The 12,712-nt window shown below is 61.5% G+C and carries 12 protein-coding genes; 4 read left to right on the forward strand and 8 right to left on the reverse strand.

Annotated features, from left to right (window positions below; translation table 11 throughout):
* The first annotated feature begins 2 nt into the window (after positions 1-2).
* The 3 genes from AB4Z13_RS22015 to AB4Z13_RS22025 are packed head-to-tail and all read left to right on the forward strand — an operon-like array spanning position 3 to position 3,905.
* A complete protein-coding gene (locus AB4Z13_RS22015; protein WP_439017767.1) occupies positions 3-878 on the forward strand; it encodes an ABC transporter substrate-binding protein in 876 nt (291 codons plus the stop codon).
* Positions 862-2,859, forward strand: a complete 1,998-nt coding sequence (gene fhuB / locus AB4Z13_RS22020) for a Fe(3+)-hydroxamate ABC transporter permease FhuB (protein ID WP_442206819.1) — start codon at positions 862-864, stop codon at positions 2,857-2,859. Before AB4Z13_RS22015 ends, fhuB begins: the two co-directional genes overlap by 17 nt.
* Positions 2,856-3,905, forward strand: coding sequence for a DUF2218 domain-containing protein (locus AB4Z13_RS22025; protein ID WP_439017766.1), 1,050 nt, complete (start codon positions 2,856-2,858; stop codon positions 3,903-3,905). Before fhuB ends, AB4Z13_RS22025 begins: the two co-directional genes overlap by 4 nt.
* Before the next feature lie 7 nt (positions 3,906-3,912).
* On the opposite strand, the gene mmsB is transcribed toward AB4Z13_RS22025, so the two are convergent.
* The 7 genes from mmsB to AB4Z13_RS22060 all read right to left on the reverse strand — a co-directional run bounded on the left by mmsB (position 3,913) and on the right by AB4Z13_RS22060 (position 11,093).
* Entirely contained in the window at positions 3,913-4,794 is an 882-nt protein-coding gene (mmsB, locus tag AB4Z13_RS22030; protein WP_442206820.1) for a 3-hydroxyisobutyrate dehydrogenase, read from the reverse strand.
* Between the two features lie 9 nt (positions 4,795-4,803).
* Positions 4,804-6,399, reverse strand: a complete 1,596-nt coding sequence (locus tag AB4Z13_RS22035) for a GMC family oxidoreductase (RefSeq protein ID WP_442206821.1) — start codon at positions 6,397-6,399, stop codon at positions 4,804-4,806.
* A gap of 109 nt (positions 6,400-6,508) precedes the next feature.
* Positions 6,509-7,498, reverse strand: coding sequence for a branched-chain amino acid ABC transporter permease (locus AB4Z13_RS22040; RefSeq protein ID WP_442206822.1), 990 nt, complete (start codon positions 7,496-7,498; stop codon positions 6,509-6,511).
* A 1-nt stretch (position 7,499) separates the two neighbouring features.
* A complete protein-coding gene (locus AB4Z13_RS22045) occupies positions 7,500-8,387 on the reverse strand; it encodes a branched-chain amino acid ABC transporter permease (protein ID WP_113321453.1) in 888 nt (295 codons plus the stop codon).
* Positions 8,388-8,391: 4 nt separating this feature from the next.
* A complete protein-coding gene (locus AB4Z13_RS22050) occupies positions 8,392-9,093 on the reverse strand; it encodes an ABC transporter ATP-binding protein (RefSeq protein ID WP_113321454.1) in 702 nt (233 codons plus the stop codon).
* Positions 9,093-9,878, reverse strand: coding sequence for an ABC transporter ATP-binding protein (locus AB4Z13_RS22055; protein ID WP_113321455.1), 786 nt, complete (start codon positions 9,876-9,878; stop codon positions 9,093-9,095). Before AB4Z13_RS22055 ends, AB4Z13_RS22050 begins: the two co-directional genes overlap by 1 nt.
* Before the next feature lie 3 nt (positions 9,879-9,881).
* Positions 9,882-11,093: an ABC transporter substrate-binding protein gene (locus AB4Z13_RS22060; protein WP_113321456.1), complete on the reverse strand. Its 1,212-nt coding sequence runs from the start codon at positions 11,091-11,093 to the stop codon at positions 9,882-9,884.
* Between the two features lie 252 nt (positions 11,094-11,345).
* Between AB4Z13_RS22060 and AB4Z13_RS22065 the strand changes: the two genes are divergently transcribed.
* Entirely contained in the window at positions 11,346-12,290 is a 945-nt protein-coding gene (locus AB4Z13_RS22065; RefSeq protein ID WP_113321457.1) for a LysR family transcriptional regulator, read from the forward strand.
* On the opposite strand, the gene AB4Z13_RS22070 is transcribed toward AB4Z13_RS22065, so the two are convergent.
* Positions 12,291-12,629 (reverse strand): cupin domain-containing protein, encoded by a 339-nt coding sequence (locus tag AB4Z13_RS22070; RefSeq protein WP_112546239.1) that lies wholly within the window; start codon positions 12,627-12,629, stop codon positions 12,291-12,293.
* Between the last annotated feature and the right edge of the window lie 83 nt (positions 12,630-12,712).

The raw sequence follows: 12,712 nt of genomic DNA on the forward strand, positions 1-12,712 counted from the left end.
CCATGGCATTGTTCTTCCGCAGGCAGTTTCTGGCCGGTGCGGCGGCTACGCTGTCGGCCCCCGCGCTCCTGCGGGCGGGTGACAGCCTGCGCGTCGCGACCCTCGATTGGGCTCTGCTCGAAACCCTGCTAGCGATCGGCGCCAATGTCGTTGCAGGAACGGAGTTGCGGCAGTTCCACGAGGTGGCGGTGACACCTGTCATTCCCGATGGTGTCGCCGATCTCGGCCTGCGTGGCACGCCGAATTTGGAAGTGCTGCGGTTTGCCCGCCCGGAGCTGATCTTCAATTCGAATTTCTATGCCTGGGCGGATGCCCGCATGCAGCCGATCGCGCCTGTTGAAAGTCACGCGATCTACAAGCCGGGCGAAAGCCCTTACGCGCTTGCCGAACAGGCAACGATCGCGATCGGCGAACGGCTGCAGCTTGCCGCCGCAAGGCAGCTCACGGAAGAGATCTCTGCCAAGCTCGACCGCTACAAGACGGGTTTTGCGGCAGGCGACGGCCGGCCCGTGATCCCGATCAATCTTGGTGACGCCAGGCATTTCCGCGTCTTTGGTTCGGATAGCATGTTCGGCGAGGTGCTGAAGCGCGTCGGCCTCACCAATGCCTGGCAGGGCGATACCAGCTATTCGGCTGCCGCCCCCGTCGGTATCGAAACGCTGGCCTCCATGCCGGATGCCTGGATCGTGATGATCCCACCGCACCCGGCCGATGCGATCGAGACCCTTTCGACCAGTGCCTTTTGGAATGCGCTGCCGGCGGTGCGCGAGAAGCGCGTGCTGATGCTCGACTCCATCAATCCCTACGGCGCTTTGCCGGCAGCCCTGCGCTTTGCCGATCTTTTGCAGGAGGGGCTTGGCCATGCATGGTATGGTTAGTCTCGCCCGACATGCCCGCGGCCAGAGCATTCCGTTTGCCGCAATCGTGCTACCAGTTCTCTGCGTCGCTGCCTTCACGCTTCTGATCGCAACGCGCCCGCAGGTACCCGGCGACACCGCTCAAGCCGCTGTGCTCGATGGCGTGTTGCTCTGGAACAGCATTCTGCCTCGCGCCGTGCTGGCGCTGATCGCGGGTGCAGCACTCGGCCTTTCCGGTACGCTGCTGCAGCGCGTGCTGCGCAATCCGATCGCCGATGCCTCGACGCTCGGCATTGCCTCCGGTGCGGAACTGGCGATGACGGCCGCCCTCAGTTTCTCGCCACTGCTGATCGGGTTTTCGCGTGAGATTGTCGCCTTCGGCGGCGGGCTCAGCGCCGTCGCAATCGTGCTGGCGCTCAGCTGGCGACGCGGGCTCGATCCGGTCACTGTCGCGCTCTCGGGCATGATCGTCAGCATGATTGCCGCTGCCTTGAGCGTTACGCTCATCCTGGCGCGCGGCGAGTATGCCATGTCGATTTATATCTGGGGCGCCGGTTCGCTCAGCCAGCAGGACTGGACTGGCGTGCTTTCACTCGGGCCGCGCCTCATCCTCGGTTTCGCTGCCGCCATGCTGCTCGTACGGCCACTTCGCATTCTGACACTCGATGATAAGAGCGCCAGGAGCCTCGGGCTCGCACTACATTCCGCGCGCTTTACCATCCTCGCTCTTGCCGTCTGGCTCGCAGCCTCGGTCACCGCCGAAGTAGGCGTCATCGGCTTCCTCGGCCTTGCTGCCCCCGCAATCGCACGGCTCTTCGGCGCACGCAGCACCGGGAGCCTGATGATCGCAGCACCACTGACGGGTGCCGGTCTGCTATTCCTCACCGATTGCCTGACACAGATCCTCGGCGCGGGCTTCGCCGATCTTGCCCCGACCGGCGCCGCAACGGCCCTGCTTGGTGGACCGCTGCTACTTTTCCTGTTGCCGCGCGTCCATTCCGTCTCGGTCGGCGCCGCGCAGTCGGCTGCGGCCCTCAAGAGGCTGTCCAAGCCTCTGGTCACTCTCGCTGGGCTCTCTGCTGCGATCATTTTGCTCTTTATCGTCTTCCTCACCCTCGGTCCAGCCGATGACGGCTGGCATTTCGCCACCGGGATGCTCTTCACCGATCTGCTGCCCTTCCGCCTGCCGCGCACCATCGTTGCGGCCGGCGCCGGCGGCATGCTCGCGACAGCCGGTTTCATAATGCAGCGCGTGACCGGCAATCCAATCGCAAGTCCGGAAGTGCTCGGCATCAGCAGCGGCGCCGGCGCGGGGCTGACCATCGCGCTTTTCCTCTTCGGTTTCCCCTCGCCCGTCGTCATGCTGCTTGCCATGGCGCTGGGCGCACTCGCGGCCTTCGGGGCGATGATCGCCATTTCGGCTCGCGCGCAGTTCTCGCCGGAGCGCATGCTACTTGCCGGCGTCGGCATCGGTGCCTTCGGTATGGCGATCGTCACCATGGTACTCGCGCAGGGTGACATGCGCGGCTATATTCTGCTCACGTGGCTTTCCGGATCGACAAACCGCGCCGGAGCCTTCGAAGCCTGGACGGCGCTGATCTCTCTTATCGTGCTGGTGGCACCACTGCCCTTCCTCGGCCGCTGGCTGGCTATGCTGCCGCTTGGCGGCAATTCCAGTCGCGCGCTAGGCCTTCGCGTCGGCGCAAGCCGGCTGGCGCTGGCGATCCTCGCCGCATTGATGACGGCGACCGCATCCTTCCTCGTCGGACCGCTCAGCCTCACTGGGCTTATCGCGCCGCATCTTGCACGGCTTGCCTGCTTTCATCGGCCCACCCATCAGCTTGCCGCAAGCGTGCTCTTCGGCGCCGGCGTGCTGATGACGGCCGACTGGCTCTCCCGCGTCGTCATCTACCCCTATCAAGTGCCGGTCGGCCTCTTCGCGGCGCTGATCGGCGGGCCCTATCTCATCTGGCTGCTTTCGCGAAAGGACATCAAACAATGATGGCTGAACGTTTCACTGCATCCGGCGTCGCAATCGCCGTCGATCCCGGCCGAATGCTCGACGAGCTTTGCTCGCATTTCGTCGAACACAGCACCGTCAAACGCGACGGCGATCTGGTGACGCTGGAGATGACGATCGGCAAGGCGGACATCCGCCACGACGGCCCGGAGCTTGCGATCGAACTCTCCTGCAAGAGTGCCCGTGCGCTGCAGAATGTCCGCTCGGTGCTTGCCGAGCATCTCTTCCAATTCGCGGGAGAAGAGACTCTGGAGCTCACATGGTCGGACGCGCCAAAAGCGGACCGCCTGCCGGACCTGCGCGAGATCCGCGTGGTCAGCGCCCGCAACATCAGCCCGCATATGCGTCGGGTGACTGTCGCTTGCGACGATGCCAAGCATTTCGCTCACGGCGGATTGCATTTCCGTCTGCTCATTCCGCCGAAGGGTCGCACGCCCGTCTGGCCGAAACTGCGCCCGGACGGCCGCATCGAATGGGCAAAGAGCGAGGATGCGCTGACCGTGCGCATCTACACATTCCGCAGCATCGATCTGGAGCGCGGCGAAATCGATATCGATTTCGTGCTGCATGAAGGGGAAAACATGCCCGGCGCCGAATGGGCGTTGAATGCCAACCCCGGTGACATTGCCGGCGCGCTCGGCCCGGGCGGCGGCGGTGTGCCGGAAGCCACATCAATGATCCTTGCCGGCGATGAAACGGCATTGCCCGCCATCTCGCGCATTGCCGCGGAAGTTCCGGCTGGAACGCAGTTGCGGATTTTCCTCGAAGTCGATGGTCGCTCGGAAGAGCTTCCGCTGCCGTCAGCCGGCACCGTTAATCTCACATGGATGCATCGCAACGGCGCGCCCGCCGGCACGATGGGTCTGATCGAGGGCGCCATCAAGGATGCGCTGGCGGACGCCAATGCCGACACCTTCGTCTGGGCCGGCTGCGAAAGATCCGAGGCCAAGCGTATCCGCGATTTCCTCAAGACCGAACGTGGCCACGACCGCCACAAAATGAGCATCGGCGCTTACTGGGAGCGGTAAATCCGCCTCACGCCTTTTCGCGGAACATCTCGATGATGGCTGAGAAATCCCTGCCGCCGTTGCCGAGTTTCTCAAAGAGCGCATAGAGTTGTGCGGCCTCCGCACCAAGGGGCGTGGAGGCACCGCTCGCGAGCGCGGCCTCCTGCGAAAGCCTGAGATCCTTCAGCATCAAAGCTGCGGCAAAACCCGGCTTGTAATCATTGTTGGCAGGCGAGGTCGGCACCGGTCCCGGCACTGGGCAATAGGTGTTGATCGACCAGCACTGGCCAGATGAAGTTGAGGCAACGTCGAAGAGCGCCTGATGCGAGAGGCCGAGCTTTTCGGCGAGTACAAAAGCCTCGCAGACGCCGACCATGGAAATACCGAGGATCATGTTGTTGCAGATCTTCGCAGCCTGCCCTGCTCCGGCCTCGCCGCAATGGACGATCTTCTTGCCCATGGCCTCGAGGATCGGTTTTGCCTTGGCAAAGGCCTCTTCCGAGCCGCCGGTCATGAAGGTCAGCGTGCCGGCGCTCGCTCCACCCGTCCCGCCGGAAACCGGCGCATCGAGCGACAGGCAGCTCGTGGCCTTCGCCATCTCATGGGCCTTGCGGCTGCTTTCGACATCGATGGTCGAGCAATCGATCACCAGTGTGCCTTGTGCCGCCGATTGCAGGATATCGGCCCAAGCCGTCAGCACATGCTTGCCCTGCGGTAGCATGGTAATGACGATCTCAGCGTCCTTGACCGCCTGGCTGGCATGGCTGGCGGGCTTCACGCCGCTCTCCTCGGCTGCCTTCAGCACCAGTGCGGCCAGATCGAAGCCGAGAACCTCGTGACCGGCCTTGACAAGATTGGCGGCCATCGGCCCGCCCATATTGCCAAGCCCGATAAATCCGATCCTTGCCATGCTTATCTCCTATCTGTTGTCCTCGATGATCATGGTGGCCGCCTTTTCGGCGATCATGATCGTCGGCGAATTGGTGTTGCCGGACGTGATGGCCGGCATCACCGAGGCATCGGCGATCCTGAGCTTGCCGAGCGCCCGCACTCTCAGCCGGGGATCGACGACACTTTCCCTGTCGACACCCATGCGGCAGGTGCCGACGGGATGGAAGATCGTCGTGCCGATATCGCCTGCCGCCTTTTCCAGTTCTGCCTCGCTCTGATAGCTCGGCCCCGGTTTGAATTCCTCCGGGTGGAAACGGGCGAAAGAAGGCTGTGCGACGATCCTGCGCGTCAGCTTTATCGAACGAACAGCTATGTCGCGATCGCGCTGCGTCGAGAGGTATCTTGGCGCAATGGTCGGTTGCGCGGCAAAATCCGGGCTGAAAACATGCACCGATCCCCGGCTTTCCGGCCTGAGGTTGCAAACGCTCGCCGTGATCGCCGGGAAGGCGTGGACGGGATCGCCGAACTTATCGAGCGACACCGGCTGCACGTGGTACTGAAGATCCGGCGTTTCCTTGTCCGGGCCGGAACGGGTGAAGATGCCGAGCTGGCTCGGCGCCATCGCCATCGGACCGGACCGATGCATGAGATATTCGAGCCCGATCGCCGCCTTACCGATCAGCTTCGACGCCTTTTCGTTGAGCGTGGGCACGCCTGTTACCTTATAGGCCAGTCGAAGCTGCAGATGATCCTGCAGGTTTTCGCCGACGCCCTTGACCTCGGTCAGCACATCAATGCCGGCTCGATGCAGAACCTCTCCGCGGCCGATGCCGGAAAGTTCCAGAATATGCGGCGAACCGATGGAGCCCGCCGACAGCACGGTTTCCTTCGCGGCATAAGCCCGCTTGGCCGTACCGCCATGCTGGAACTCGACGCCGACGACGGCGCCTTCCTCGACCAGCAGCCGCCGCACCTGCGCCTTAGTCATCACAGTCAGGTTGCCGCGTTTCATCGCCGGGCGCAGAAAGGCCTTCGTCGTATTCCAGCGGATGCCGGAACGCTGGTTTACGTCGAAATAGCCGGAACCTTCGTTGCTGCCGCGGTTGAAATCCGCCGTTTCCGGAATGCCGGCTTCCCTGGCCGCCTGCTGGAAGGCGTCGAGCACGGCCCAGCGCACGCGCGCCTTTTCCACGCGCCATTCGCCGCCAGCGCCATGCATCTCATCCTCGCCCTGATAATGATCCTCCGATTTGCGGAAGTAAGGCAGGACATCATCCCAGCCCCAGCCGGTGCAACCCATCTGCCGCCAAAGATCGTAATCGCGGGCCTGGCCGCGCATGTAGATCATGCCGTTGATCGAAGAGCAGCCGCCGAGTACCTTGCCGCGCGGGTAGTTCAGCGCCCGTCCGTTCAGCCCGTCCTCGGGTGCGGTGGTAAAGCACCAATCGGTGCGCGGATTGTTGATGCAATAGAGATAGCCGACGGGAATGTGGATCCAGTGATAATTGTCGTTGCCACCAGCCTCCAGCAGCAAGACCCTTGTATTGCGGTCGGCTGATAGCCGGTTTGCGAGCACGCAGCCGGCGCTGCCTGCCCCGATGATGATATAGTCATAGCGATCCATGGATCATGCACTCCGAAATGGCTGCGTCCCGCCTCCCCGGGCCCGAGGAGGCGGGATTTCGCGGCGCCGCTGCACATCCTTTCCCGTTGCAGGAAAGAGGTCCGCCCGTTCAGCGGCGATAGACAAAGCCCAGTTTACGCCCGAGCCGAGAGGCATAGAATTCACCGATAATGCCGCGGCGGAAGATCAGCACGCAGATCATGAAGACCACGCCTGTGATGATCGTCACCGGAAATTCCGAGGTGGCGAGATAGTTCTGCAGCGTCACGACGAGGCCTGCACCGAAAACCGGGCCGATCAGCGTGCCGATGCCGCCGAGCAGCGTCATCAGGATCACCTCGCCCGACATCTGCCAGGCGACATCCGTCAGCGTCGCAAACTGGAAGACCAGCGATTTGACCGATCCGGCAAGCCCGGCAAGGGCTGCCGACATCACGAAAGCGCCGAGCTTGTAGCGCGCCACGGAATAGCCGAGCGAGATCGCCCGTTGCTCGTTCTCGCGGATCGATTTCAGGATCATGCCGAAGGGCGAATTGATGAAGCGCCAGATGATCAGAAGTCCGATCAGGAACACCGCCAGCACGAAATAGTACATGTTGGTGGAGCTGTTGAGATCGATGAAGCCGAAGAGGTGGCCGCGCGGCACGGACTGGATGCCGTCCTCACCTTCAGTGAATTTTGCCTGCAGGCAGAAGAAGAAGAACATCTGCGAGAGCGCCAGCGTGATCATCGCAAAATAGATGCCCTGCCGGCGGATCGCGAAGAAGCCCATGACGAGGCCGAGAAGGGCTGCCCCGGCAACGCCGACGAGAATGCCGAGTTCCGGCGGAAATCCCCAACTCTTGACTGTATAGGCGGTGAAATAAGCAGCCCCGCCGAAAAAAGTCGCATGGCCGAAGGAAAGCAGGCCGGTATAGCCGAGCAACAGGTTGAAGGCACAGGCAAAGAGCGCGAAGCAGAGCAGCTTCATCAGGAAGATCGGGTAGAAGAAGAAGGGCGCCAGCAGCAGAAGTAGCAACCCGATGATCAGGAACCCTGTCTGCACCGAAAGTGCGGTTCGGCTCTTTTCCGTTCGGATGGTTTCGGTGATGTCAGCCATGTCACGCATCCCGACCGAAGAGGCCCGCGGGCCTAATGAGAAGCACGATCGCCATGATCACGAAGATGACGATATTGGAGGCTTCCGGATAGAAGACCTTGGTCAGGCCTTCCGCGATGCCAAGCACGTAGCCGGTAATGATGGCGCCCATGATCGAGCCCATGCCGCCGACGACGACCACGGCAAAGACGACGATGATCATGTTCGACCCCATCAGCGGCGAAACCTGGTAGATGGGTGCAGCAAGCACACCGGCAAAGGCAGCAAGGCCGGCACCGAGCGCATAGGTGAAGGTCAAGAGGACCGGCACGTTGACGCCGAAGACCTGCACCAGAGTGGCATTTTCCGTCGCCGAGCGCAGATAGGCGCCGAGCTTGGTCTTTTCGATCAAGAGCCAGGTGCCAATGCAGATCACTAGCGAAACGACCACCACCCAGCCGCGGTAGATCGGCAGGAACATGAATCCCAGGTTCATGCCGCCGGCAAGTGCGGGCGGCGTTGCATAGGGCTGGCCCGAAGAGCCGTAGAGATAACGGAACGTGCCTTCGACGGCGAGCGCCAGACCGAAGGTGAAGAGCAGGCCGTAGAGCGGATCGAGTTCGTAGAGCCGGCGCAGAAAGAGACGCTCGACAACAGCGCCGGCTATCCCGACTATGACGGGCGCCAGGATCAGCGACGGCCAGTAGCCGATACCGAGATAATTCAAGAGCAGATAGGCGACGAAGGCGCCAAGCATGTACTGGGCGCCGTGCGCGAAGTTGATGACGCGCAGAAGACCGAAAATGATCGCAAGGCCAAGGCTCAGAAGTGCATAGAAAGACCCGTTGATCAGGCCGATCAGCAGCTGGCCGAGCAGCGCCTGCAAGGGAATGCCGAAGATCATCGTCATCGCGTCACACTCCCAGAACCTTGTGCAGCATATCCATGCGCTGCGGCAGCTCGCCGACCGGGAATTCCGAGACCATCTGGCCATGATCCATCAGATAGAAGCGATCGGCAATACGGCTTGCAAAGCGGAAATTCTGTTCGACGAGCACGATGGTCATGCCGCGCTCCTTCAGCGTCTTCAAAACCTCGCCGATACGCTGGACGATAACAGGCGCTAGCCCCTCGGTCGGCTCATCGAGCAACAGCAGGCGCACGCCGGTGCGCAGGATGCGGGCGATCGCCAGCATCTGCTGCTCACCGCCCGAAAGCTTGGTGCCGGAACTCGTGCGCCGCTCATAAAGGTTTGGAAAAAGCTCGTAGATTTCATCGAGGGTCATGCCGCCAGGCGCCACCACAGGCGGCAGCATCAGATTTTCCGAAACCGTCAGCGTCGCGAAGATGCCGCGCTCCTCCGGCACGAAACCGATACCCTTATGTGCGGTCTTATGCAGCGGCACCTGCATCATATCCGTGCCAGCAAAGCTTATCCTACCCTTTCGGGAGCGCACGATACCGGTGATGGTGCGCAAAGTCGTCGTCTTGCCAACACCATTGCGGCCGAGAATGGTGATCATCTCGCCCTCACCGACCGTCATGTCGATCCCGTGCAGGACATGGCTTTCGCCATACCAGGCATTCAGACCCTGAATTTCGAGAAGCGGCGCCATCAGTGGTGCTCCTCCGTGCCCATATAGGCCTGCCGCACGCGCTCGTCCTGGCTGACGGTCGCGTAGTCGCCCTCGGCGAGGATTTCGCCACGCTGCAGCACGGTGACATGCCGGCAGATATTGGCGACGACGGAGAGATTGTGCTCGACCATCAACACCGCCCGCTCGCGGGCGACATCGCGGATGATGGCGGAGACGACGCTGACATCCTCCTGGCCCATGCCGGCCATCGGCTCGTCGAGCAGCAGCACTTTCGGATCGAGCGCCAGTGTAGTGGCGATTTCAAGCACGCGCTTGCGGCCATAGGAAAGATCGGCGGCGATATGATCGCGTTCCTTGGAAAGCCCGACACTGGCAAGCAGTTGCTCGGCGCGGTCGTTCAGGCTGTCGAGTGCCGAAAGCGGCCGCCAGAACTGCGTGGAAAGATTGTTTGGCCGCTGCAGGGCGACCCGCACATTGTCGAGCACGGAAAGATGGGGGAAGACGGCGGAGATCTGGAATGAGCGGACGAGGCCCATGCGCGCCACCCGATCCGGTGGCGTCCTGGTGATGTCGGTCCCCATCAGCGTGATCGTGCCTGATGTCGGCTGAAGGAACTTGGTGAGCAGGTTGAACACCGTCGTCTTGCCTGCACCATTTGGCCCAATCAGCGCATGCACGCTTGCATCATGCACATCAAGGTCGACATTCTTGACGGCCGTGAAGCCGCCGAAATCACGGCGCAGGCCGCGGGCGGAAAGCACCACCCGCGGCTTGGCCTGAGTTTCAATTGCGGAAACCGCCATCGCTCACTTCACCAGATCGCAGCCGCTCTTGGCGGGGTCGATATAGGCTTCCTTGCCCGGAATGGTGGCGAGGACGTTGAAGTAGTCCCAAGGCTCCTTGCTTTCCGCGGGTTTCTTGACCTGCAGCAGATACATGTCGTGGATCATGCGGCCATTCGGGCCGACCGTGCCGCCACGGCCGAAGACATCATCGACGGGCATTTCATGCAGCTGCTTGGCGACGGCTTCCGTCTCATCCGTGCCGGCCTTCTGGATCGCCTTCAGATATTGCAGAACAGCCGAATAGGTGCCGGTGTGGACCATGTTCGGCATCTTGCCGGTACGGGCGAAGAACTTCTTGGCGAATTCCCGGCTCTGGTCATCGCGGTTCCAGTAATAGCCTTCCGTCAGCGTAAGGCCCTGTGCGGCCTCCATGCCCAAGCCATGAACTTCGGCAAGCGTGAAGAGCAGTGCCGCCAGATGCTGGCCGCCTTGGGTGATGCCGAATTCAGCGGCCTGCTTGATGGCGTTCGACGTATCGAGACCAGCATTGGCAAGGCCGATGACCTTGGCGCCTGATGATTGCGCCTGCAGCAGGAAGGACGAGAAGTCCTGGGTCGACAAGGGATGGCGCACCGAACCGACGACCGTGCCGCCGCTCGCCTTCACGTAATCGGTGGTCTGCTGCTCCAGCGAATAGCCGAAGGCATAGTCCGCTGTCAGAAAGAACCAGCTGTCGCCGCCCTGTTTGACCAGCGCACCGCCGGTGCCGACGGCCAGAGCATGGGTGTCATAGGCCCAATGGAAGCCATAAGGCGAGCAGGCCTTGCCGGTGAGATCCGTTGTCGCAGCACCGGTAACGATATCGATCTTCTTCTTTTCCTTGGCGATGGCCTGCACAGCAAGGGCCACGGAAGAGGTCGTCAGCTCCATGATGGCGTCGACCTGCTCGGTGTCATACCACTGGCGGGCAATGTTGGAAGCGATATCAGGCTTGTTCTGGTGGTCGGCATCGACGATTTCGACCGGCATGTCGAGCACCTTGCCGCCGAAGTCCTCGACGGCCATCTTGGCAGCCTCGACAGAGGACTTGCCACCGAAGTCGGCATAAACGCCCGACTGGTCGTTCAGAATGCCGATCTTGACCTTACCATCGGAAATGGCAGCACTCTGGGCAAACACGGCGGTGCTGCTTGCAAGCAAAAATGCAACGGACGCAATGAAATTCTTTCGCATAGTCTCTCCTCCCAGAGATTGGCCAGATAACGAATCTGTTCAAATTTGGCGACCCGCCCTCCTCAAAGCGGCCGCTCCGCCCTTACGATCACGGAATTTCCTCGATGAGGCAACTGCCGGTTTACATCTAATTCCAAACAGTATCTGTTCGTTTTTGAACAGAAGCGGCCATAATGCCGCTGTGGCGACAGTCACAGCGCTCTCCTTTGCCGGCGGCATTAGACCAAAGACGTAGATGGATGGGCGACGCCGATGAGCCATGCTTCGCAATTTACTTGGGACGATCTGCAGTTTTTTCTAGCCGTTGCCCGCACCGGCCAGCTTTCAACGGCCGCGCGGCAGTTGCGCTCCAGCCATGCGACCGTCTCACGGCGCATCGACCGGCTGGAGTTTGCGCTAAAGGTCAAGCTTTTCGAGCGAAATCCGCGCGGCTACGTGCTGACCGCCATGGGCACGCGCTTTGTCGAAACCGCCGAGAAGATGGAACAGGAAACTGAACGGCTGCGGGCCGATCTCGCCGATGGGTCGCTGAGCCAGCGCGGCCTCGTGCGCCTCAGCGCTCCCGAAGGCTTTGCCAATTTCTTCTTTGCGACCGTCCTGCCGCAATTTGCCGCCCGCCATCCGCATCTGGCGCTGGAACTCGTCACCATCCAGCAGATCATGTCGCTCTCCCGCAAGGAGGCGGACATTTCCGTCGTCCTCGATGAGCCCAAAGGCGGCCCCTACTTTGCCGAGAAGCTGACGGACTATCATCTGCAGGTTTACGCCTCGCGCGACTATCTCGCTCGCGCAGCACCCATTAACACGCGTGACGACCTGCTGAACCACCCCTTCATCAGCTATATCGAGGAAATGATCTTCGCACCGGGGCTCGACTATCTTGGCGACGTGCATCCGCGCATCAAGCCGCAATTCCAGAGTTCCAGCATCTTCGCGCAGTTGACGGCCACCAGAAACGGCCTTGGCCTCGGCATCCTGCCCTATTTCTTCGCCTGCCGTTATCCCGAACTGGTGCGCGTGCTGCCCGACGAGATCGATCTCAAGCGACACTACTGGATCACATGCCACCGCGACTTGAGGCAAGCGCCGCGCGTGCGCGCCGTCATCGACTTCCTGCGGGAAACGGCACGCAGCGAAGACGCCTGTTTCATCCCGCCCTACATCGGCACAGCGCGAAAGGTGAAGGCAGAGGTGTGATTATTTCAGGAATTCGGCGCGATGCGGCGTGAAGGTGTCGATCAGGCGACCCTTTTCCAGCGCCTTGACGCCGTGGACCAGATTGGGCGGCACGATGAAGCTGCCGCCCTGCTTCAAGACTTCAGTGCGGCCGTCGATCGTCACTTCGAAGCTGCCTTCGGCGACGTAGCTTGCCTGTATATGAGGGTGGAAATGGGCAGCACCCACGGCGCCTGCCTCGAAAGCCACTTCCACCATCATCATCTCGGGCAGATAGGTCATGATGCGGCGGGTCACACCCGGCTCGGGGTTTACCCATTCGGCACCTTCGGCCGATACGAAGAGATCGCTCGATGACATGTCTGCCTCCTCTCATTCCAGAATCTATCGGCCGCAAACTGGCGCAACGATCAGCATTTGAAAAGATGACTTCTGCATTTTGG

The sequence above is a fragment of the Rhizobium sp. YAF28 genome, from assembly GCF_052113285.1.
Taxonomy (GTDB): Bacteria; Pseudomonadota; Alphaproteobacteria; order Rhizobiales; family Rhizobiaceae; genus Rhizobium.

Coding starts and splice junctions, on each gene's coding strand:
- AB4Z13_RS22015 (WP_439017767.1), top strand. CDS start 3: ATGGCATTGTTCTTCCGCAGGCAGTTTCTGGCCGGTGCGGCGGCTACG.
- fhuB (WP_442206819.1), top strand. CDS start 862: ATGCATGGTATGGTTAGTCTCGCCCGACATGCCCGCGGCCAGAGCATT.
- AB4Z13_RS22025 (WP_439017766.1), top strand. CDS start 2,856: ATGATGGCTGAACGTTTCACTGCATCCGGCGTCGCAATCGCCGTCGAT.
- mmsB (WP_442206820.1), bottom strand. CDS start 4,794: ATGGCAAGGATCGGATTTATCGGGCTTGGCAATATGGGCGGGCCGATG.
- AB4Z13_RS22035 (WP_442206821.1), bottom strand. CDS start 6,399: ATGGATCGCTATGACTATATCATCATCGGGGCAGGCAGCGCCGGCTGC.
- AB4Z13_RS22040 (WP_442206822.1), bottom strand. CDS start 7,498: ATGGCTGACATCACCGAAACCATCCGAACGGAAAAGAGCCGAACCGCA.
- AB4Z13_RS22045 (WP_113321453.1), bottom strand. CDS start 8,387: ATGACGATGATCTTCGGCATTCCCTTGCAGGCGCTGCTCGGCCAGCTG.
- AB4Z13_RS22050 (WP_113321454.1), bottom strand. CDS start 9,093: ATGGCGCCGCTTCTCGAAATTCAGGGTCTGAATGCCTGGTATGGCGAA.
- AB4Z13_RS22055 (WP_113321455.1), bottom strand. CDS start 9,878: ATGGCGGTTTCCGCAATTGAAACTCAGGCCAAGCCGCGGGTGGTGCTT.
- AB4Z13_RS22060 (WP_113321456.1), bottom strand. CDS start 11,093: ATGCGAAAGAATTTCATTGCGTCCGTTGCATTTTTGCTTGCAAGCAGC.
- AB4Z13_RS22065 (WP_113321457.1), top strand. CDS start 11,346: ATGAGCCATGCTTCGCAATTTACTTGGGACGATCTGCAGTTTTTTCTA.
- AB4Z13_RS22070 (WP_112546239.1), bottom strand. CDS start 12,629: ATGTCATCGAGCGATCTCTTCGTATCGGCCGAAGGTGCCGAATGGGTA.